The organism is Bradyrhizobium murdochi (assembly GCF_000472965.1).
Lineage (GTDB): Bacteria > Pseudomonadota > Alphaproteobacteria > Rhizobiales > Xanthobacteraceae > Bradyrhizobium > Bradyrhizobium murdochi.
The window spans coordinates 493,256-514,358 of record NZ_AXAU01000002.1 but is presented as its reverse complement, the minus strand read 5'-3'; the positions used below and the strand labels follow the sequence as shown (position 1 = coordinate 514,358).

Here is a 21,103-nt window from a genome sequence, read left to right as displayed (position 1 = left end):
CGTCAGCTTTCCGGTACGAGAAAGATCGCAGCCAGAGGCGGAATGGTGAGGCTGAGTTCGGGGATGCTGCCTTCCAGGGTATGGACGTCGCCGACGTTGCCGACATTGCTGCCGCCATAATGCGCAGAATCGGAATTGAGCGCTTCCCTCCACTTGCCAGCGAACGGCGCCCGGACGCGGTAATTGTGATAGACATTCGGCGAGAAGTTCACGACCACGAGGCAGCGCGCGCGCGCATCGAAACCCTTGCGCAGCCAGGCAAAGACGTTGCCGCCGGAATCGTGGGTGATGACCCATTCAAATCCCGCTTGGTTGCAATCCATCTGATGCAGCGCCGGCACGCTGCGATAGAGCCGGTTGAGGTCGCGGATCAGGTTCTGCATCCCGCTATGGCGGTGCTGCGCCAAAAGGTGCCAGTCCAGCGAATGATCGTGATTCCATTCGCGCTCCTGGCCGAACTCGCAGCCCATGAACAGGAGCTTCTTGCCGGGATGGCCGAACATGAAGCTGTAATAGGCACGCAGGTTCGCAAAGCGCTGCCACTCGTCGCCAGGCATGCGGCCGAGGATCGATCGCTTGCCGTGCACGACTTCGTCATGCGAAAGCGGCAAAATGAAATTCTCTGAAAATGCGTAATGCAGGCCGAACAGCACGTCGCCGTGATGGTGCTTCCGGTATATCGGATCCTTGCCGATATATTTCAGCGTGTCGTGCATCCAGCCCATGTTCCATTTGAAGCCGAAGCCGAGCCCGCCATACTCGACCGGCCGCGAGACCTGCGGCCACGCGGTAGATTCTTCCGCGGCCGTGGTGGCTTCCGGAAAATGCCCGAACAGTTCGATGTTGAAGCGGCGCAGGAACTCGATGGCTTCGAGGTTTTCCCGGCCGCCGAGCCGGTTCGGAATCCACTCGCCGGCGGGCCGGCTGTAGTCGAGGTAGAGCATCGAGGCGACGGCATCGACGCGCAGGCCGTCGACGCCGTAGCGATCGAGCCAGAACAGCGCGTTGGAGACCAGGAAGTTGACCACTTCGGTGCGACCGTAATTGTAGATCAGCGTGCCCCAGTCGAGATGGCGGCCCTGCATCGGGTGGGCGTGCTCGTAGAGTGCGGTGCCGTCGAAATAGCCGAGCCCATGCGGATCGTCGGGAAAATGTCCGGGCACCCAGTCGAGCCACACGCCGAGCCCCTCGCGATGACAGGCATCGACGAGGGCGGCAAAGTCTTCCGGCGGGCCGAACCGGCTGGTCGGCGCGTACAGGCCGGTCGGCTGATAGCCCCAGGAGCCGTCGAACGGATGTTCGCTGACGGGCAGAAACTCGAGATGGGTAAAGCCCATATCCTTGGCATAGGCCGGAAGCTGTTCGGCGAGGTCGCGATAGCTCAGCCATTCATTGCCGTTCTTGCGCCGCCAGGAGCCGAGATGAACCTCGTAGATCGAGATCGGCGCTTCCAGCGCGTTGATGCCCGACGGCGCCGGGCGCGGATGCGAAATTCTGCTTTCGTCGACGACGATAGAGGCCGTTGAGGGTCGGACTTCCGCCGCAAAGGCCACTGGATCGGATTTCAGCGGCAGATGCCGTCCGTCGGAGCCGGTAATATCGAACTTGTACCGGTCGCCGGCGCGGGCATGGGGCACGAACAATTCCCAATAGCCGACGCCGCGCACCCGCATCGGATGCCGCCGCGCATTCCAGAAATTGAAATCGCCGACCACGTTGACTGCCTTGGCGTTCGGCGCCAGCACCACGAACGCCACGCCGTCGACGCCATCGAGTATCATCGGATGCGCGCCGAGCTTGTCGTAGATCCGCCGGTGGGTGCCTTCGCCCAGGAGATAGAGGTCGAAGTCGCTGAGCACGGGCGGAAAGCGGTAGGGGTCGTCGAGATCGACGACGTTCTCGCCGAAGCGGGCGCGGAGCTGATAGCGTTTCGATCCGTTCGGCAGTGCGCCTTCAAACAGCCCGGCATCGTGAATGCGCTCAAGCGGCGCCGTCTCGCCTTGCTCGCCGATCGCCTCCACGTTGGACGCTTCGGGGATGAAAGCGCGCACCACGCTGTGTCCGCCTTCGCTGTGCAAGCCGAGATATCGAAACGGATCCGAATGCTTGCCTTCGATGATTGCGTAGGCCTCTGCGGATAGCTTGGTCATGAGGACTCGAAGGACGGTTGTGACAACATTTTGGTAATTCCGCTCAGTGGCACGCGCAGCCATTCCGGCCGGAATGACAGTTCGTGTTCGATCTCGTTCAGCGCCTTCTCGAGCAGGAAGAAGGTCAGCAGGCCGTCTGCCGCCGTCGGATCGGCCGGCCAAAGCCGTTGGTCGGTCATTGCTTCGCGGTAGGCGGCGAGAAATGCGGCCGTCGCCCGGTCCCGCCATTCGCCAAGCGCCGCGCCGAGCTTGCCGTGATCATCGTGGGCTACTTTGAGCGCGCGCTCAAGGGCTGCGGTTGCCGAATAATCGATCGAGCGGATCAGGCTTGCGATGTCGCGTGCTGCGGGCATCTTGCGGCGGCGTTCGGCGATACTGCGCCGCGGCGCGCCTTCGAAGTCGACGATGAAGATGTCGTCCTTGACGATCAGCAACTGGGTGAGATCGAGGTCGCCATGGCCGCGAATGTTGGCGGCGTCGGCCTCACGCAGCAGCAGCGTTTCCAGCCAATCCGGCAGGACCGGCTGCAACGCCAGCACCTGATCGGCCAACGCTCGGTCGGCTTCCTTCAGCGTTTCTCGCCGCTGCCGAAGCGCATCGAAGACGCGCCCGGCGCTGAGCAGCAGATCGTCGACCCAGCGCTGCACGTCGTCGCCGCTGGTCGGCTCCGGCGCGAATTCGGCAAGCTCGGCGTTGCTGGCGAGCGCAACATGCAGCTCGGCCACGCGCCGTCCGGCCTGCGAGATGTAGCGAAGGTAAGGGATCTCTTCCTCGCGCTCGCCGGGATGGATGCTCGCTGCGAGCAGGCTCTGCTCCTCGACGAAGCGATCGAGATAGGCCGCACTCATGGTCCAGAGGTCGCCCTGATTGGCGATGAAGGCGTGAACGACGCCGACCGCGCTCTTCTCGTTGCCCTCGACCAGCTCGGCGCTGCCGAGCAGCGCCGGCGCATTGGGAAAGTTGGCGACGTCAGTCAGGAAGCGTCCCATCTCGATTTCGGGATTGGGGCCGGCCTGAAGCGTCCGGTAGATCTTGACGACATAGTCATTGTCCACCAGCGCGGTGCTGCGCGGCAGTTCGGATTCAATGGTGCGGATGTGCTCGGGCTGCCGGATCGGCTTGTCGTCGAAGCGGCGGGTCGGCCGGAATTCGAGCCGCAGGCCCTGTTCGCTCTCGTCGATCGTCAGCGATTGCTGCAGATTGCGCAAAAATAGCGCGACGAAGATCTGGTCGGTGGCAACGTCGAGCAGCGTTCCCTCACGCGCGCCCTGGCGAACGGCGGCCAGCGCATGCGGATTGTAGCGCTCGCGGTCGAAGCGCACCCATTCGATCTGCATCGGCAGCACGTAGCGCGTGGTGACGCCGCGCTGCGTCGCTTCGAAAAAAGCGAGCCACGGCCGGTTGTCGCCGATGTCGCAGAACGGAATCGCCGACGTTAGTTTCGGATGGATCGCCTTGGCCGAGCGTTCCGGGTACCAGCGGCTGCGCGCCAGATGTCCCGGAAGCACGTCGCGCTCGAACACGCCGCGCTCGCGCGCCAGCGATACCCAGGTCGCGTTCAACGGCACCACCAGCGTTTCAAACTCGGGCACCGCGCGCTGCGGCACCGGCGCCGATTTGTCGCGCTCCTGCAGTTCGAACCAGTAGAAGCCGTAAGGCGACAGCGTGATCATGTAGGGCAGCTCGCCGATCGCCGGGAAGCGCGTGCGGCCGAGCATTTCCAGCGGGATGCGGTCCTTGAAGGCGGAGAGATCCAGTTCGGTCGCCTGAGCCGATCGCGACAGATTGGCGACGCACAGAATGACCTCGTCCCGGTACTGGCGCACATAGCACAACACCGAGCGGTTTTCCGGGCGAATGAATGTCATGCTGCCGCGGCCGAAGGCGAGCGTGGATTTGCGAACCGCGATCAGCCGCTTGGTGGCAGAGAGCAGCGAGGAGAGGCTGCGGGACTGCGCCTCGACATTGACGGACTCGTAGCCATAGACCGGGTCCATGATTGTCGGCGCGTAGAGCCGCGCGGGGTCGGCACGCGAGAAGCCGCCGTTGCGATCCGGCGTCCACTGCATCGGGGTGCGGACGCCGTTGCGGTCGCCGAGATAGATGTTGTCGCCCATGCCGATCTCGTCGCCATAATAGATGATCGGCGTGCCCGGAAACGAGAACAACAGCGAATTCATCAGCTCGATCTTGCGCCGGTCATTGTCCATAAGCGGCGCCAGCCGCCGCCGGATGCCGACATTGATGCGGGCGCGCGGATCGTTGGCGTAGGTCGACCACAGGTAATCGCGCTCGACGTCGGTGACCATTTCCAGCGTCAGTTCGTCGTGGTTGCGCAGGAACAGCGCCCACTGGCAATTGCCTGGAATATCCGGCGTCTGGCGCAGGATGTCGGTGATCGGAAAACGGTCTTCCTGCGCGATAGCCATGTAGATGCGCGGCATTAGCGGAAAATGATAGGCCATGTGGCATTCGTCGCCACGGCCGAAATATTCCTGCACGTCCTCCGGCCATTGATTGGCCTCGGCCAGCAGCACCTTGCCTTTTGCGTAGGCATCGAGTTCGCTGCGCAGCCGCTTGATGATGGCATGCGTCTCCGGCAGGTTCTCGTTGTTGGTGCCGTCGCGCTCGCAGAGATAGGGAATGGCGTCGAGCCGGAAGCCGTCGACCCCGGTGTCGAGCCACCGCTTCATCACCTGCACCAGCGCGCTCACCACGCGCGGATTGTCGAAATTGAGATCCGGCTGGTGCGAGAAGAAGCGGTGCCAGTAGAACTGGCCAGCTTCCGGGTCCCAGGTCCAGTTCGACTTCTCGGTATCGGTGAAGATGATCCGCGTGCCCAAATATTTCTGGTCGGTATCGCTCCAGACATACCAGTTGCGGGCAGAGGAGTTCGGGTCCGAGCGGCGGGCGCGCTTGAACCAGTCGTGCTGATCGGAGGTGTGGTTGATGACGAGCTCGGTAATGACCCGCAGGCCGCGCTTCTTGGCTTCCTGAATGAAGCGCCTGAAATCCTTCATCGTCCCGAAATCGGGGTTGATGTCGCCGTAGTCCGCGATGTCGTAGCCGTCGTCGCGACCGGGGGAGGGATAGAACGGCAACAGCCACAATGTGGTGACGCCAAGGTCTTGCAGGTACCCCAGTTTCTCCGTCAGCCCGGCAAAGTCGCCGATGCCGTCATTGTTGCTGTCGGCGAAGGCCTTGACGTGCAACTGATAGATGATCGCATCCTTGTACCAGAGCTCCTCTGTGGCGACGTCGGCTGCGGGCAGCTCCTTTGCTTCGACCACAATGCTGCTATCCGGATTCAGTGGATAGGAGCCGTCGATAGGAAGGGAGACGCCGGCGTTGGAGCTCTCGGCGGTTTGCGCTTTTTTGTTCACGGTGATGCCATTGCCATGGAAATGACGTCCCCGTTTCGTTTGCAGAAAGGGAGACGTTCCGGACATAGATAGAAGCCGCTCGGTTCGCTTTGGTTCCAGCGGAACCGTTGGCGGGCCTGAACGTTAGACACCGTCTATCTCCTTCCCGTAATTGGACAATTTCGCGACATCGGTTTGATGTTTGCGTGCAAAGTACGTGCCGAATGGATCTTTTCGCTCAAGCTAAAGCCCTGGGAATTCAAACCGAATTCCTGGATGGTCAGGGTAATCGCCGTGTGACAGACGCGGCCGCCCTCAAAATTATCCTGGATGCCCTGCCGCCGCAGGCGCCGGGGCCGCTGGTAGGCCACCCGGTCGTGGTCCGGTCCGGACGGCCGTCGCGAACCGAACTCCCCACAGCCACGCTCCCGGCGGAGTGGAAAATCGTTGCAGATTCAGGAGTTATCGCCAAGGGCGAGAGCTCGGATCATGCCATCGACTGGCCCAGGGACCTGCCGCTCGGCATCTACCGGCTGCAGTTGAGCGATGCCGCGAGAGTCGAGGACGTGCCGCTGATCTCGGCGCCGGAACGGGCGTTTGGCGGCGAGTTCGACCGCTGCTGGCTGCTCGCCGTCCAGCTTTACGGCGTCCGCTCCGCGCGCAACTGGGGCATGGGCGACTTCGCCGACCTCGCAAGCCTGATCGCACTCGCCGATCATCTCGGCGCCGACGGCGTCGGCCTCAATCCGCTACACGCCCTGTTCGACGATCGCCCGGGCGATTGCAGCCCGTATTCGCCGAACAGCCGGTTGTTTCTCAACGCGCTTTACATCGACGTCGAAAAGCTTCCCGAATATCAGCTCGATTCCGAAACTCGCGAGGCGCTGGCGCCATTGCGGGCGGGCGACGTCGTCGATTATGTCAGTGTCGCCGGTTTGAAATGGCGCGCGCTTCGCTCCGCCTTTGCTGCCTTCAAGGCCAATGCCAACCCAACCCGCCGACAGGATTTCGACAAATTCCGTACCGAGTGCGGTACCTTGCTGTCGCATTTTGCCTGCTTCGAGGTACTCCGGCACAAATTCGGCAAGCCGTGGTGGGAGTGGCCAGAAGAGTGGCGGCAGCCCGACGACGCCAGATGCGCCGCCCTTCGCCAAGGCCCGGACGCCAACGAAATCGAATTCGTCGAATTTGTGCAATGGACCGCAGACCGGCAGCTCGGCGCGGCCAGCGATCTGGCGAAGAAGCTTGGCATGAAGGTAGGGCTCTATCTCGACGTCGCGGTCGGCGTACAGGCCGACGGGTTCGATGCCTGGAACGAACAGGTCGCGATCTCTCGTCATCTTGGCGTCGGCGCGCCACCCGATCCCCTCAACACCGCCGGCCAGACCTGGGGCCTTGCCGGCTTCAATGCGGCAGGGCTCGAACGGCAGTCCTTTGCGCCGTATCGCGACATGCTGCGCGCCTCGATGCGGCACGCCGGTGCGATCCGGCTCGACCATGTGCTCGGGCTGAAGCGGCTCTATCTGGTGCCGCAAGGCTTCACCGCACGCGACGGCGTCTATGTGCAGATGCCGTTCGAGGCGCTGCTTGCGGTGACCGCGCTGGAAAGCCTCACGCAGCGCTGCGTCGTGATCGGCGAAGATCTCGGCACCGTGCCGGAAGGCTTTCGCGACCAGATCGCCGATTGGGGCATCTGGTCGTATCTCGTGATGATGTTCGAGCGCGACGACCACGGATCGTTCCGCAGCATCGATCATTACCTGACCAACGCGCTCGTCACCTTCAACACCCATGATCTCTCGACCTATGCCGGCTGGCGCTCGTTCGGCGATCTCAAGCTGAAGCGCTCGCTCGGGATCGATCCGGGCGAGAGCGACGAGGCGCGCTGGCACGCGCTTGCCATGCTGGACGACGTGCTGCGGCATCACGCCATCTACCGCAACGATCTCTATTCGGTCGCGAACTTCCTGGCGCGGACCAAGTCGCGGCTGCTCGCGGTCTCGCTGGAAGATCTGCTTGGGGTGGTCGACCAGCCCAATATCCCCGGTACCGTCAACGAGCATCCGAACTGGCGGCGGCGGCTTCCGGTGTCGATCGAGGAGATGACGTCCACGATCGACATCGCCGCACTCAAGGCGGCAACCCATGAGCGATCGCGCGCCGCGATCTGACGAGTTCGAGAAGGAAGGCAGAGCGGGATGACAGTTGGAAGAAATGCCATTCCGTTCTGGCGGTGAATCACCTTGTCGTGCCGGATCGAAGACTACGGGTTGATCGGCGATTGCGAGACCGCGGCACTGGTCGGCCGTGACGGATCGATCGATTGGCTGTGCTGGCCGGCCTTCGATTCCGACGCTTGCTTTGCAGCCCTTCTCGGTACCCACAAGCATGGCCGCTGGCTGATCGCACCGGTGGAGGAAGTTACCGGCACCTCGCGCAACTATTGGGGCGACACCCTGATCCTGCAGACGCGGTTCGAGACCGCTGACGGCGCGGTCGAGCTGCTCGATTTCATGCCGCCGCGCGGCAACGCCTCCGATGTGGTGCGGTTGGTGCGCGGCCTTCGCGGGCGGGTCAGGATGCACATGCAGCTTGTCATCCGCTTCGGCTTCGGCACCGATATTCCCTGGGTCAAGAAGACCGAGGACGGCTCCGCCCTGCTCGCTATTTGCGGACAGGACATGACGGTGTTGCGCACCCCGGTGGAAACGCGCGGGGAGGACCTGACGACGGTCGCCGATTTCGAGGTCGGCGAGGGCGATACCGTCCCCTTCGTGCTCACCTACGGCCCTTCGCATCTGCCGGTGCCCAAGCCGATCGATCCGGCCTATGCCTTGCAGGATACCGAAGCGTTCTGGACCGAGTGGAGCAACCGTTGCACCTATGAGGGCGAATACCGCGCTCTCGTGATGCGCTCGCTGATCACGCTGAAGGCGCAGACCTATGCGCCGACCGGCGGCATCGTCGCTGCGCCGACGACCTCGCTGCCGGAAAAGCTCGGCGGCGCCAGGAATTGGGATTATCGCTTCTGTTGGCTGCGCGACGCCACCTTCACGCTGCTGGCGCTGATGAACTCGGGCTATACCGAGGAAGCTTCCGCCTGGCACCATTGGCTGTTGCGGGCAGCGGCGGGTTCTCCCGCCAACATGCAGATCATGTACGGCATCATGGGCCAGCGGCGTCTCCTGGAATGGGAGGCCACGTGGCTGCCCGGCTATGAAGGCGCACGTCCCGTGCGGATCGGCAACGCCGCGCATGCGCAACTGCAGCTCGACGTCTACGGCGAACTGATCGACGCCTTTCACCAGTGGCGCGTGGCCAAGCTTGAAATGGATGAAACGAGCTGGGCGCTGGAATGCGCCGTGCTGCAGCACCTTGCCGAGCGGTGGGACCAACCGGATCACGGCATCTGGGAGCGCCGGGGCGCGGGCAGGCATTATGTCTCGTCGAAAGTAATGACCTGGGTCGCGTTCGACCGCGGCATCAAGAGCGCGGAAACATTTGGCTTCAAGGCGCCGCTCGAGAAATGGCGCGCGCTGCGCGACGCCATTCACGCCGACGTCTGCGCAAAGGGCTTTGACGCCGAGTTGAACGCGTTCGTCGAGTCATACGGCTCGAAAATGCTCGACGCGAGCATCTTATTGCTGCCGTCAGTGGGATTTCTGCCGCCGGAGGACCCCCGCGTGCGCGGTACGCTTGTCGCGGTCGAACAGCATCTGATGCAGGACGGTTTTGTGCTGCGGCACGACCCGCGGGAAGTCCCGGCGGAGAAACAGCCGGCCGAAGGCGCGTTCCTCGCCTGCACGCTGTGGCTTGCGGACGCGTATGTGCTGGCGGGCGAATTCGGCAAGGCGCAGGAGTTGTTCGCCCGCGTCGTCGCAGTCGCCAACGACCTCGGCCTCTTGGCCGAGGAGTACGATACGGTGGCCGGTCGCCAGACAGGAAATTTCCCGCAGGCGCTGACGCATATCGCGCTGATCAACACCGCGCAGAACCTCAGCGTGGCGAAGAAGGCAACCGAGAAACCGGCGATGCAGCGCTCGAAATAGCGGGCGAGGTCGGTAGGGTGGGCGCGCAGCGCCGTGCCCACCATCTCACGTCCTGCTCTAAAATGGTGGGCACGCGGAGCCTGTCATCGGGCGCGCGTTCGCGCGACCCGGTGGCTCTGCCCACCCTACGGTTCCGCGCCCTTGCCTATCGGAGCCGCAGCACGGTCTCGATCGCCGCCGCGAATCCGTCGCGCTCGTTGCTGTCGGTGACGTGCGTGGCGTGCTTTTTGATGTCTTCGGCCGCATTGCCCATCGCAAACGAAACGCCGCTTCGGGCAAACATCGGAAGATCGTTCTCCATGTCGCCGATGGTCGCGACCGCTGCCGCCGAAATGCCGAGCCGGCTGATCATGGCGTCCACGAAGGTGCCCTTGTCGTGACCGGGCGGCGTGACGTCGAGATAATAGGTCTGCGAGCGAACCGCGACGACCTCCCGGCCGAGCGCCTCTCGCATTGCCACCTCGCAGCGCTGCAACAGCGCAGCATCCGAACTGGCGCCGACGATCTTGCAGGTCTCCGCGAGATGCGGCGTGAAGTCGGTGACGATGGTCGGATCGGCCTTGATCGCGCGCTTCTCGTGCGGGACGTACTCGCCGTCGGGATTGCGCGTGTACCAGCGCTGATTGGTGAACAGCCAGATATCCACGCCGAAGGCATTGAGTACGTCGAGCGTGCGCTGGGCCACGGTTGCGCCGATCAAATGCTGCTCGATCGGTTTGAGCCCGGCATCGACGATCGAGCTGCCGTTGAAGGTGCCGACCGGAAGCGTGATCGAAAGCGGCTCGATCAGGAAACCCATGCCGATGGTCGGCCGGCTGGAGACGATGGTGAAACCGATGCCGGCCGCATGCAGCTTGCGAGCGGCCGCCTTGGCGCCATCGGTCAGGATCTTGTCGTGCGTCAACAGGGTGCCGTCGACGTCGGAAACAACGAGCGCGATACGTGTCATTGGGGGACCAGGTTCAATTGACCGACGATGTCACCCACGATGCTCTCCACCGGGGCATCGATCGATACAATGATCGGCCGCTCGCCCGCGCCCGGCGGCTCCAGCGTCCTGAATTGGCTGGCGAGCAGGCCCGGCGGCATGAAATGTCCCTTGCGGGCGGCAAGCCGGGCCGCGATCAGATCCTGCGTTCCGTCGAGAAAAACGATGCGGACATCGTCGCGGCCGTGCACGAGAATGTCGCGATAGGCGCGCTTCAATGCCGAGCAGGCGATCACGGCGTGCTCGCCGGACCCTGAGAGGCGGTCGATCTCGTCGGCGATTGCCCGCAGCCACGGCCAGCGGTCCTCGTCGGTCAGCGGGTGGCCGGCGCTCATCTTCGCAACGTTTCCCGGCGGGTGAAACCGGTCGCCGTCCTCGTAGCGCCAGCCGAGGCGTTTTGCGAGACGATCGGCGATGGTGCTCTTGCCCGAACCGGAAACGCCCATCACCACCAGCGCGCTGGGAGTCCTATCGCCCACCAAAATCCTCCGGAAGCGCATCCCGGTCCACCAGCCAGACCGTCTCGCCGGTGGATCGCGCACGGTTGGCAGGCAGATTCTCGCGTGCAAGGAGGCGCGTCAAGATCGCATGCTTCTCGGTGCCCGCTATCTCGAACAGCATTTCGCGGCAGGAGGCAAGGGTGGGCAGCGTGAGGGTGACCCGCGGGACGAATGGCTCGACATTCGCGCGTGGCACGCCGACCACCCAGCGCGCGGTCTGATCGAGCGCGGGATCGCCGGGAAACAGCGACGCGGTGTGGCCATCGGGACCTACACCCATCAACACGAGATCGAACAATGGGCGGGCTTGATCGAGCGTGTCTGCTCCATAGAACGATTGCAGTTCCCGTTCGTAAAGCGCGGCGCAGCGATCCGGATCGGTCGGGTCGGCGGTCGCGGTCGGAATCGGATGGATGTTTGCCGCCGGCGCGCAGCTATCCAGAAAAAGCTCTCGCGCCATGCCCATGTTGTTGAGTGGATCGTCCGCCGGCACGAAGCGCTCGTCGCCAATGAACCAGTGCACGCGCTGCCACGGGATCCGGCTGCGATACGCATCGGTTGCGAGCAATTGATAAAGCTGTCTGGGGCTGGATCCGCCGGTCAGGCAAATCGCCACGCGGCCGCTATTGGCCTCGATCCTGGCGAGCACGCGATCGGCCGCGGCCTCGGCGAGTGCGGCCGGATCGGCGACCGCGATCACGCGGCGATTGTCGTTCGCTGTCATCGCTCACCCGAGCTTTCGCCAGCTTCGGCCTTCGCGGGTCAACAGTTCGTTCGCTTCCTGCGGACCTTCGCTGCCGGCCTGGTAGGTCTGCAAGCCCTCGGCCCCTACCTTCTTCCAGGCGTCGAGAAATGGTTGCACCGCCTTCCAGCCGGCCTCGACGCTGTCGGCGCGCTGGAACAGGATGTTGTCGCCGGTCATGCAGTCATAGATCAGCGTCTCGTAGCCGGTCGAAGGCTCCGCCTTGAAATAGTCCTTGTAGCGAAACTTCATCTCGACGCCGTCGATCAGGATCGAGGGGCCGGGCACCTTGGTGTTGAACTGCAGCGCGATGCCTTCGTTCGGCGCGACCCCGATCACGAGGTAATTCTGCGCCAGCCGTTCCACCGGCGTGCAGTTGAACATCGCGAACGGCGCCTGCTTGAACTTGATCGCGACTTCGGTGCGCTTGACGCCGAGCGCCTTGCCAGTGCGCAGGTAGAAGGGAACGCCGGCCCAGCGCCAATTGTCGATGATTAGTTTCAGCGCCACATAGGTTTCGGTCGTACTGCCGGCCGCGACGTCTGCGATTTTGCGATAGTCCGCAATCTCGTTATCTCCGATCCGGCCGGCCAGATATTGGCCGCGCACGGAATTCCGCAGCGCCTCGGCCTCGCTCTGGAGCTGGATCGCGGCCAGCACGTCCGCCTTTTCGGTGCGGACCGAATGCGCGTCGAACCGGATCGGCGGCTCCATTGCTACCAGTGACAGCAATTGAAACAGATGGTTCGGCACCATGTCGCGCAGCGCGCCGGTCTGGTCGTAAAAGCTGCCGCGGTGGCCGACGCCGAGCTGTTCATTGACCGTGATCTGGACATGGTCGATATGGTTGCGATTCCAGATCGGCTCGAACATGCCGTTGGCAAAGCGCAGCACTAAAATGTTCTGCACCGTTTCCTTGCCGAGATAGTGATCGATCCGGTAGATCTCGTGCTCATCGACAAGTTTTAGCAATTCGCTGTTCAGCGCCTTGGCGGAAGCGAGGTCGGTGCCGAACGGCTTTTCCACCACCAGCCGCCGCCACGCGCCGTTCTCGGCCAGCATGCCGGTGCGGCCTAGCTCGCGGCTGATCGGCAGGAAGGCGTTCGGCGGCGTTGCCAGGTAGAACAGCCGGTTGCCGCCGGTGTTTCGCGCGGCTTCCAGGTCGCCGAGCTGCTTGCTCATCGCGTCGAATGAAGCCGGATCCTTCGGATCGGCTTCGATGCAGGTCAGGCAATCCAAAAGCCGACGCGAAATCGCATCCTCCACCGGCCGGGTCGCGAACTGGCGCAGGCCCTTCATCAGGCTCTCGCGCAGCCTGTCGTTCGTCATGCCCTTGCGGGCGACGCCGACCAGGCAGAATCTATCCGGCAGGAGATCGCTGGCGGCGAGATTATACAGGGCAGGGATGATCAGCCGGTGCGTGAGGTCGCCGGTGACGCCGAAAATCACGAAGGAGCAGGGATCGGGCTTCTTCTGTGTTGTTTGACCGACCGCCATGACCGCTCACGCCTTTGAAGTGGGTTTCTTCGGCGGCTCCTTGTGGCCGCCGAAACCGGCCCGCATCGCGGAAAGAATTTTTTCCGCAAAGGTGTGATCCTTGCGCGAACGGAAGCGCGCATAGAGTGCCGCCGTCAGCACTTCCGCCGGCACAGCTTCGTCGATCGCGGCGTTGACCGTCCAGCGGCCTTCGCCGGAATCTTCGACAAAGCCGGAGTAGGTGTCGAGCGTCTGGTTTTCCGCAAGCGCCGAAGCGGTGAGATCGAGCAGCCAGGAGGGGATCACGCTGCCGCGCCGCCACACCTCGGCAATGTCGGCCACGTCGAACTCGAAACGATGCTCCGGCGGCAGCGCGTCGATGTTGGCGTTCTTCAGGATATCAAACCCTTCGGCATAGGCCTGCATCAGGCCGTATTCGATGCCGTTATGGATCATCTTGACGAAGTGCCCGGCGCCGGACGGCCCGGCATGGATATAGCCTTGCTCGACGCGCGGGTCGCGGCCCTCGCGTCCCGGTGTGCGCGGAATGTCGCCCACGCCCGGCGCCAGCGTCTTGAAGATTGGATCGAGCCGGTCGACCACCGCCCTATCGCCGCCGATCATCATGCAATAGCCGCGCTCGATGCCCCAGACGCCGCCGCTGGTGCCGACGTCGAGGTAGTGCAGGCCTTTTGCCTTCAGCGCCGCGCCGCGGCGGACGTCGTCCTGCCAGAACGTATTCCCGCCATCGATGATGACGTCGCCGGGCTGCATCAGCTTTGCCAATGCCTCGATGGTCGTCTCGGTGATCTTGCCTGCCGGGAGCATTACCCAGGCGGTGCAAGGCTTCTCGAGTTTCGCCACGAAATCGTCCAGCGTGTCAGCGCCGGTTGCGCCTTCCGCCGCCAGTGCGGCGACCGCCTTGGCGTCCTTGTCGTAGACCACGGCGGTGTGGCCGTCCTTCATCAGCCGGCGGACGATGTTGCCGCCCATCCGGCCGAGGCCGATCATGCCGAGTTGCATATCCTGACTTCCTTAACTGAGCGCCTCTGCGATCGCAGCATCGAGCGCAGACAGCCCCGATCCGAGATCGCCCTTGAGATGGACGCGCAGCGCACGCCTGCCGCGTTCGGTGAGCACGTCGAAATCGCCGCGCGCCTGCGCCGCCTTGATGATGCCGAAACTCGCCTTCTGTCCGGGCACCGGCAAATCCTCGGCATCGTCGGCCGTGATCTGCAGGAACACGCCGCTGTCGGGACCGCCCTTATAGGCCTGGCCGGTCGAGTGCAGGAAGCGCGGGCCGAATTCGGCGCAGGTCGCCAGATGATGCTTGTCGCGCACCGCAAGCCGCATCTTTTGCAGCGAGCCAATCGTACCGGGATTGCGCGCGATATAGGCGAGCAGGGCGACATAGTCGCCGCCGTCGGAGCGCGAAAGATGCGCTTTGACCCAGGAGCCGAGCGTGCCGTCGGCGCCAGCCTTGCGCAGCTCGGCCGCATTGTGCTCGTCGGTGTAAAGATCAGCCTCGTCGGTCGAAATCACCGGCTCCTCCGCCGGCAGCGATCCGGTCTTCTCGAACGCACTCGTCAACTCGCGCGTCTTGATCTTGGCCGCTTCTACATCGGGTTGGTTGAACGGATTGATGCCGAGGATCGCGCCTGCGACGGCGGTCGCCATCTCAAACCGGAAAAACTCCTGACCGATATGGTCGATCGACTTCATGACGATGCGAACCACGGGATGTCCGGCCGCCTCGAGCGCCTTGAGCCGATCATCATGCGAGGCGTCATCTTCGCCTTCGGTCCGGATGTCGATGAAGAAGCGGTCGTCGCCGTAAAGCGAGGGGTCGCCGAGCGGCTCGCCGTCGATCGGGATCAGGCCCTTGCCTTCCTTGCCGGTGGATTCGGCGATCAGTTGCTCGGCCCAGGCGCCGAAATCCGCGACCTTCTCCGACGAGGTAATCGTCACCTTGTCGCGGCCTTCGAGGCCGGCAAGGCCCATCGCCAGTCCGAGCTGCACGCCCGGATTTTCGTGCGGCGGCACGTCGGCGCCGCAGGAGCGCACCATCGCGAGCGCGTGCGTGATCAGGCTGCGGACGTCAATGCCGGCGGCAGCCGCTGGCACCAGTCCGAACGGCGACAGCACGGAATAGCGTCCGCCGATCGTGGGGTCGCCATGGAAGATGCGGGCAAAGCCTTGGCTGATCGCCACCTTCTCCAGGGACGAGCCGGGATCGGTGACCGCGATGAAGCGATGGCCGGCCTTGTCCTTGCCGATGGTCTTGGCGACGCGATCGAAGAAGTAATCCTTCATCACGTTCGGCTCGGTGGTGCCGCCGGACTTGCTGGAGACGATGAACAGCGTGTGGGCAAGGTCGACGGTTTCCTCCATCGCCTGCACCTGCGCGGGATCGGTGGAATCGAGCACATGCAGCTTCGGGAAACCGGATTTCCTGGCAAACGTCTCCGCCAGCACCTCCGGTCCGAGGCTGGATCCGCCCATGCCGAGCACAACCGCGTCGCTGAAATTCTGCCCCTTCACGCGGCGGGCAAAATCCTCGTAGTCGGCAATGTTGGCGGCGGCCGCGCTGTTCAGCCAGCCCAGCCATTTGTTCTCGTCGTCGCCGGTCCAGACCGACTTGTCCTTTTGCCACAGCCTTCGGATTTTGGCCGACGCGCGCCACTCCTCGGTGCTCTTCTCGACGGCCTTGCCGATGCCATCGCCGAACGCGAATTGCTGCCGGTCGATGCCGCCGCCGAGCGAGGTCGCGCGCTTGTATGCGACCGCGCCATAGAGCTTGTCGGCAGAGTCCGCGAACAGCTTGACGCCGTCCTTGACCAGCTCGGCTGTGATGGCGTCGAGCGAGATGCCGGATTTTTCGAGCTCTTCGAGCACGCGGCGCGCATCCTCGATATTCTCCTCGAGGCTGTCCCTCACTTTGCCATGGTCGCGGAATGCATCGAGCGTTGCCGGCGGCACGGTGTTGACGGTGTTGGCACCGATCAGCTCCTCGACGTAAAGCACGTCGCTATAGTCCTTGTTCTTGGTGCCGGTGGAGGCCCACAACAACCGCTGCGGCTTGGCGCCCCTGGCGGCAAGCTTCTCCCACCGGGGGCCGGCGAACAGCCGCTTGTAGTCCTGATAGGCGAGCTTGGCGTTGGCGATGGCGACCTTGCCCTTCAGCGCGCTCAGTCGCTCCTTCTCGCTCGGGTCATTGGCCTTCGCGATCTTCTCGTCGAGCTGCTTGTCGACTGCGGTATCGATGCGGCTGACGAAGAAAGACGCGACGCTGGCGATGTGAGAGGGATCGCCGCCCTTGGCGACGTATTTTTCCAGACCCGCGATGTACGCCTCCGCCACCTCGCGATAGACGTTTTGCGAGAACAGCAGCGTGATGTTGATGCTGACGCCATCGCCGATCAGGTGTTCGATCGCGGGCAGGCCTTCCGGCGTGGCCGGCACCTTCACCATCAAGTTCTGCCGCTTGACGTCCTTCCAGAGCCGTTCGGCTTCCGCAATGGTTCCCTTGGTATCGGTTGCCAGATAGGGCGAGACCTCAAGGCTGACGAAGCCGTCGCTTCCGTTCAAACGGTCGTACACCGGGCGCAGCACGTCGGCGGCGTTCTGGATGTCCTCGACGGCGAGCGCCTCGAACAGGGCGGCGACCGGGCGGTCGCCTGCTTTCAGAGCGCGGCTGATGGCACTGTCATATTCATCCGAACTGCCGATCGCCTTTTCGAAGATCGAGGGATTGGACGTCACGCCCTTGACACCGTCGGTATCGATCAGCGCCTTGAGATCGCCCTTGGCGACGAAGCCGCGGGCGAGGAAGTCCAGCCAGATTGCCTGGCCATGGTTTTCGAGTGCTTTGACGGGATTCATGGTGCCTGTTCTGTTCGATCGGTCGATTTTTGGGCTTCCGGCAGCTTTCGGGGGCAGGGCCGGAAAGTCAACATTTTGGTTGGGCATGCAGCCGGATGGAATGGTCCCGGACGATAACGCCAGTGGCTCCGGTTCGATCCCGGAAAAGTCCGTTCTGGCCCGCCGTGAGACTGGCGGGTCGGTCGAACCAGGGTTCGGATGGTGACGCCGACGGACACATTGCACGAAGTCGTGAAGGAGCCCGTGATGAGCCGTCGTTTCTCGCCTCCGGGCCATCTCGCGATTTCGTGCGGCCTGGATCAGAACACAAGACGTATTCAGCGCGATGGAGCGGCGAAAGTGCGGCGACCAAATTGTCCAAATGAGCGATCGACGTGAATTGTTCACGTCATGCGCAAACCCCTCACGGCCTCAGGTAAAGATAACCCTGCGATTGCAACTCGGCGATCCGCACCACGCCGCCGCGGTCGGCGGCAATGAAGCCCGGCAGCAAATCTTCCAGCGCGACATTTTGGGATTTCATGGTGTTGCCACAGGCGGCGAGCTCGATTCCAGCTTTGGAGAATTGACCGATACGCCGGGAAAGCTCGGGATTGACGGAAGCCGAATGAAACGCCCGTAGTGCCTGGCCGTGAACCACCAGCGCGATCGTGACATGGTCGGGACCACCGACCCCATCGAGATGATTCTGGATGTTGCCGAGCACGAAATTGACCTTGTCGAGATCGTTGAGGTGATAAACCACTTTCAATTTTGCCGAAGGTGCTGCCTCGCTGGCCGCACTGGCGCGAGAGGCGGCAAAGACTGCACTGAGCGCCGAAACCGCGCCCCACAGGATATTGCGTCGGTGCATGGCGTCCTCCCAGCCTCGAACAATGTGGCTTCTATTTGCGCCGGAGCGCCGCAAGTTCCTTGCGGTCGGTCACGAGTTCAGCGCATTCGCGTAAGTCCGCGCGATCGACGCGGAAAATCTTGTCGTCGGCGCCGGCAACCAGATCGTTGCTGGCATCGTCGTCGGCCTTGTTGCGCTCCCAGATCCTGATCCGCTCCAGCCGGATCAGTGCGGATCTATCGTCCTTCATCGCCACTTCAATGCCGCCGCCTTCGCAATCGATGCTGCAGCCGAGACGAATTTCGCCGCCGGTGCTTGCGGCGACAATGTGATTGCAATAGCCGCTGGAATCGAAATTGCCCGCGCGGTGGCGATATTTGAAACCGAGGCGGAAGGAATAATTGACGGTCTTGTCTTCCGGCGCGCCTTCGGCCGTCACCAAAAGCTTCATCGCGCTGACCTTCTGCTTCGGATGCTGCGCCAGATGGTTGGCGTCATAACGACGCACGAAGCAGGCATACGTCTTTTGGCTGAGCGGGCTGCCGAACATTTGCCCGTCGAAAGCGGCGGCCTTGGCTTTATCGACGCCATCCTGGGCGTGGCAGGCATTGGCTCCGACGAGGGAGGCAACGGTGGCAACGATCCAGAGATATTTCATGGCAGACTCGGATTAAACGCGCGGCATATTACTTTAGTTGCAGGTGGCGCCGGGTGCGTTCAAACGCGCAGGTTCGTGACTGGCCCTGACGGATATTTGGCCATTTTGCGTCAGCGCGGCCCGCCCAAAGGCCTGAATGCGTGATAAATGCGGCGTTTATCCCCGGTTCAGAGCCCGGGGCTTACTGCGTTTGCTGCCTTCGCCTTGCCCGGGCCGGCGCAAATTCGAGCCCCGCACCTGCTCACAATCCCTAAAAAACCCTTACATAATGCTCAGTACTTCCCCGGTGAAAAATGTTGCTGCCCGGCTACAACGCGAGCGAAATGGCACCGTATCTTTACGAGGTAGAGGCCCTTAGCATGAGTATTGCATTGCATTGTGAAGTCCGTCGCGTGTCCAATCGTCATATGTGCTGACGGTGATTCGCGAACGGAAGCTGTGACGCTCCGATACTGGAACCCTAGTGGTGCGTCCGGCATTTACAGGTGACCATGGAGAGACGGATCATGTACAACGATTCTCTGTTCAATGCTTTCGCCCGGTCCTTCGAAGCTCGAAGTCAAGCCGACATGTCGATGGCGGAATATCTCGAGTCGTGTCGAAACGATCCGATGCGATATGCCAATGCGACCGAACGACTACTAGCTGCGATCGGCGAGCCCCAGATGATTGACACGGCCAAGGACCCCCGCCTTGGCCGTATCTTTTTGAATCGCACGATGCGGCTCTATCCGGCGTTCGCGGGCTTCTACGGCATGGAAGACACGATCGAGCGCCTCGTCGGGTTCTTCCGCCACGCCGCGCAGGGCCTCGAAGAGCGCAAGCAGATCCTCTATCTGCTGGGCCCCGTCGGCGGCGGAAAGTCGTCGCTCGCCGAGCGCCTCAAATCGTTGATGGAAGTTCACCCCATCTACGTGTTGAAGGCCGGCGACGAACTCAGCCCCGTGTTCGAAAGCCCGCTCAGCCTGTTCGATCCGGATACGCTCGGGCCGATGCTCGAGGAGAAGTACGGCATTCCGCGCCGCCGCCTCAACGGACTGATGAGCCCGTGGTGCTACAAGCGCCTCGAAGCGTTCGGCGGCGACATCTCGCAATTCCGGGTCGCCAGGATCCAGCCGTCGCGGCTGCGGCAGATCGCGATCGCAAAGACCGAGCCTGGCGATGAAAACAACCAGGATATCTCGTCACTGGTCGGCAAGGTCGACATCCGCAAGCTGGAGACCTTCGCCCAGAACGATCCCGACGCCTATAGCTATTCGGGCGGCCTCAACCGCGCCAACCAAGGCATTCTCGAATTCGTCGAGATGTTCAAGGCGCCGATCAAGATGCTGCATCCGCTGCTGACGGCGACGCAGGAGGGCAACTATATCGGGACCGAGAACATCGGTGCGATCCCCTTCAGCGGCGTCATTCTCGCCCACTCCAACGAGGCCGAATGGACAAGCTTCAAAGCCAACAAGAACAATGAGGCGTTCATCGACCGTATCTGCGTCATCAAGGTGCCGTACGTCCTGCGGGTTGCCGAAGAACAGAAGATCTACGAGAAGCTGATCCAGAGCTCCGAACTGGCCACCGCCCCGTGCGCCCCGGCCACGCTGGAAACAATGGCGCGCTTCTCGGTGATGTCACGGTTGCGCAAGCACGAGAATTCGACCGTGTTCGCCAAGATGCGGATCTACGATGGTGAAAGCCTGAAGGAGTCCGATCCGAAGGCGCGCAGCGTTCAGGAATACAGGGACGCTGCCGGCGTCGATGAAGGCATGGACGGCGTTTCGACCCGCTTCGCCTTCAAGGTTCTCGCCGCGACCTTCAACCACGACACCAACGAGGTCGGTGCCGACGCGGTCCATCTGATGTACACGCTGGAGCAGGCAATTCGGCGCGAGCAGCTTCCCGACGAAGTCGAGAAGCGTTACCTCGAATTCATCAAGGCCGAACTGGCGCCGCGCTACGCCGAGTTCATCGGGAACGAGATCCAGAAGGCCTATCTCGAATCCTATGCGGATTACGGCCAGAACCTGTTCGATCGCTATGTCGATTATGCCGATGCCTGGATCGAGGATCAGGACTTCAAGGACCCGGACACCGGCCAACTGCTCGATCGCGACCTGCTCAACCAGGAACTGACCAAGATCGAAAAGCCGGCCGGCATTGCCAATCCCAAGGACTTCCGCAACGAGGTCGTCAAGTTCTCGCTGCGGTCGCGCGCCCAGAACAGCGGCAAGAACCCGGCGTGGACCAGCTACGAGAAGATTCGCGAAGTGATCGAGAAGCGGATATTCTCCCAGGTCGAGGACCTGCTTCCCGTCATTTCATTCGGCTCGAAGAAGGACGGCGATACCGAAAAGAAGCATGACGACTTTGTCGCGCGCATGGTCGAGCGCGGCTATACCGAGCGGCAAGTCCGCAGGCTGGTCGAGTGGTACATGCGCGTAAAACAGGCTGGCTGAGGCGGATGAAAACG

General features: G+C 62.6%; 13 protein-coding genes. 3 read left to right on the top strand and 10 right to left on the bottom strand.

Translation table 11 applies throughout. The annotated features are described in order from the left end of the window. Positions 1-2: 2 nt before the first annotated feature. Both glgB and treS read right to left on the bottom strand, forming a co-directional pair. Positions 3-2,150, bottom strand: a complete 2,148-nt coding sequence (glgB, locus tag YUO_RS0109860) for a 1,4-alpha-glucan branching protein GlgB (RefSeq protein ID WP_028347102.1) — start codon at positions 2,148-2,150, stop codon at positions 3-5. Next, positions 2,147-5,440 (bottom strand): maltose alpha-D-glucosyltransferase, encoded by a 3,294-nt coding sequence (gene treS / locus YUO_RS0109855; protein ID WP_430649534.1) that lies wholly within the window; start codon positions 5,438-5,440, stop codon positions 2,147-2,149. Before treS ends, glgB begins: the two co-directional genes overlap by 4 nt. 296 nt (positions 5,441-5,736) lie before the next feature. Here treS and malQ point away from each other — a divergent pair, with 296 nt between their 5' ends. After that, entirely contained in the window at positions 5,737-7,683 is a 1,947-nt protein-coding gene (gene malQ, locus YUO_RS0109850; protein ID WP_028347100.1) for a 4-alpha-glucanotransferase, read from the top strand. Between the two features lie 72 nt (positions 7,684-7,755). After that, complete coding sequence (locus YUO_RS0109845) at positions 7,756-9,561, top strand: glycoside hydrolase family 15 protein (RefSeq protein ID WP_028347099.1); 1,806 nt, start codon at positions 7,756-7,758, stop codon at positions 9,559-9,561. A gap of 145 nt (positions 9,562-9,706) precedes the next feature. On the opposite strand, the gene YUO_RS0109840 is transcribed toward YUO_RS0109845, so the two are convergent. The 8 genes from YUO_RS0109840 to YUO_RS0109800 form a co-directional block, all read right to left on the bottom strand. Continuing rightward, positions 9,707-10,510, bottom strand: a complete 804-nt coding sequence (locus YUO_RS0109840; RefSeq protein WP_028347098.1) for a Cof-type HAD-IIB family hydrolase — start codon at positions 10,508-10,510, stop codon at positions 9,707-9,709. Continuing rightward, a complete protein-coding gene (locus tag YUO_RS0109835; protein ID WP_051379349.1) occupies positions 10,507-11,049 on the bottom strand; it encodes a gluconokinase in 543 nt (180 codons plus the stop codon). The genes YUO_RS0109840 and YUO_RS0109835 overlap by 4 nt, the downstream gene beginning before the upstream one ends. After that, a complete protein-coding gene (gene pgl / locus YUO_RS0109830) occupies positions 11,018-11,773 on the bottom strand; it encodes a 6-phosphogluconolactonase (protein ID WP_028347096.1) in 756 nt (251 codons plus the stop codon). The genes YUO_RS0109835 and pgl overlap by 32 nt, the downstream gene beginning before the upstream one ends. A 3-nt stretch (positions 11,774-11,776) precedes the next feature. Next, a complete protein-coding gene (gene zwf / locus YUO_RS0109825; RefSeq protein WP_028347095.1) occupies positions 11,777-13,288 on the bottom strand; it encodes a glucose-6-phosphate dehydrogenase in 1,512 nt (503 codons plus the stop codon). A gap of 6 nt (positions 13,289-13,294) precedes the next feature. After that, entirely contained in the window at positions 13,295-14,290 is a 996-nt protein-coding gene (gnd, locus tag YUO_RS0109820) for a phosphogluconate dehydrogenase (NAD(+)-dependent, decarboxylating) (RefSeq protein WP_028347094.1), read from the bottom strand. Positions 14,291-14,302: 12 nt separating this feature from the next. Further along, entirely contained in the window at positions 14,303-17,149 is a 2,847-nt protein-coding gene (locus YUO_RS0109815) for a bifunctional transaldolase/phosoglucose isomerase (protein WP_028347093.1), read from the bottom strand. A 403-nt stretch (positions 17,150-17,552) separates the two neighbouring features. Continuing rightward, positions 17,553-18,002, bottom strand: coding sequence for a DsrE family protein (locus YUO_RS0109805; RefSeq protein WP_028347091.1), 450 nt, complete (start codon positions 18,000-18,002; stop codon positions 17,553-17,555). A 31-nt stretch (positions 18,003-18,033) separates the two neighbouring features. Further along, positions 18,034-18,639, bottom strand: a complete 606-nt coding sequence (locus YUO_RS0109800) for a hypothetical protein (RefSeq protein WP_028347090.1) — start codon at positions 18,637-18,639, stop codon at positions 18,034-18,036. 506 nt (positions 18,640-19,145) lie between these two features. Here YUO_RS0109800 and YUO_RS0109795 point away from each other — a divergent pair. Beyond that, complete coding sequence (locus tag YUO_RS0109795) at positions 19,146-21,089, top strand: PrkA family serine protein kinase (protein ID WP_028347089.1); 1,944 nt, start codon at positions 19,146-19,148, stop codon at positions 21,087-21,089. The last annotated feature ends 14 nt before the right edge of the window (positions 21,090-21,103 follow it).

Excerpts from the sequence above, each read along its gene's own strand:
- glgB (WP_028347102.1), bottom strand. The coding sequence starts at position 2,150 with ATGACCAAGCTATCCGCAGAGGCCTACGCAATCATCGAAGGCAAGCAT.
- malQ (WP_028347100.1), top strand. The coding sequence starts at position 5,737 with ATGGATCTTTTCGCTCAAGCTAAAGCCCTGGGAATTCAAACCGAATTC.
- YUO_RS0109840 (WP_028347098.1), bottom strand. The coding sequence starts at position 10,510 with ATGACACGTATCGCGCTCGTTGTTTCCGACGTCGACGGCACCCTGTTG.
- YUO_RS0109835 (WP_051379349.1), bottom strand. The coding sequence starts at position 11,049 with ATGCGCTTCCGGAGGATTTTGGTGGGCGATAGGACTCCCAGCGCGCTG.
- pgl (WP_028347096.1), bottom strand. The coding sequence starts at position 11,773 with ATGACAGCGAACGACAATCGCCGCGTGATCGCGGTCGCCGATCCGGCC.
- zwf (WP_028347095.1), bottom strand. The coding sequence starts at position 13,288 with ATGGCGGTCGGTCAAACAACACAGAAGAAGCCCGATCCCTGCTCCTTC.
- gnd (WP_028347094.1), bottom strand. The coding sequence starts at position 14,290 with ATGCAACTCGGCATGATCGGCCTCGGCCGGATGGGCGGCAACATCGTC.
- YUO_RS0109815 (WP_028347093.1), bottom strand. The coding sequence starts at position 17,149 with ATGAATCCCGTCAAAGCACTCGAAAACCATGGCCAGGCAATCTGGCTG.
- YUO_RS0109805 (WP_028347091.1), bottom strand. The coding sequence starts at position 18,002 with ATGCACCGACGCAATATCCTGTGGGGCGCGGTTTCGGCGCTCAGTGCA.
- YUO_RS0109800 (WP_028347090.1), bottom strand. The coding sequence starts at position 18,639 with ATGAAATATCTCTGGATCGTTGCCACCGTTGCCTCCCTCGTCGGAGCC.
- YUO_RS0109795 (WP_028347089.1), top strand. The coding sequence starts at position 19,146 with ATGTACAACGATTCTCTGTTCAATGCTTTCGCCCGGTCCTTCGAAGCT.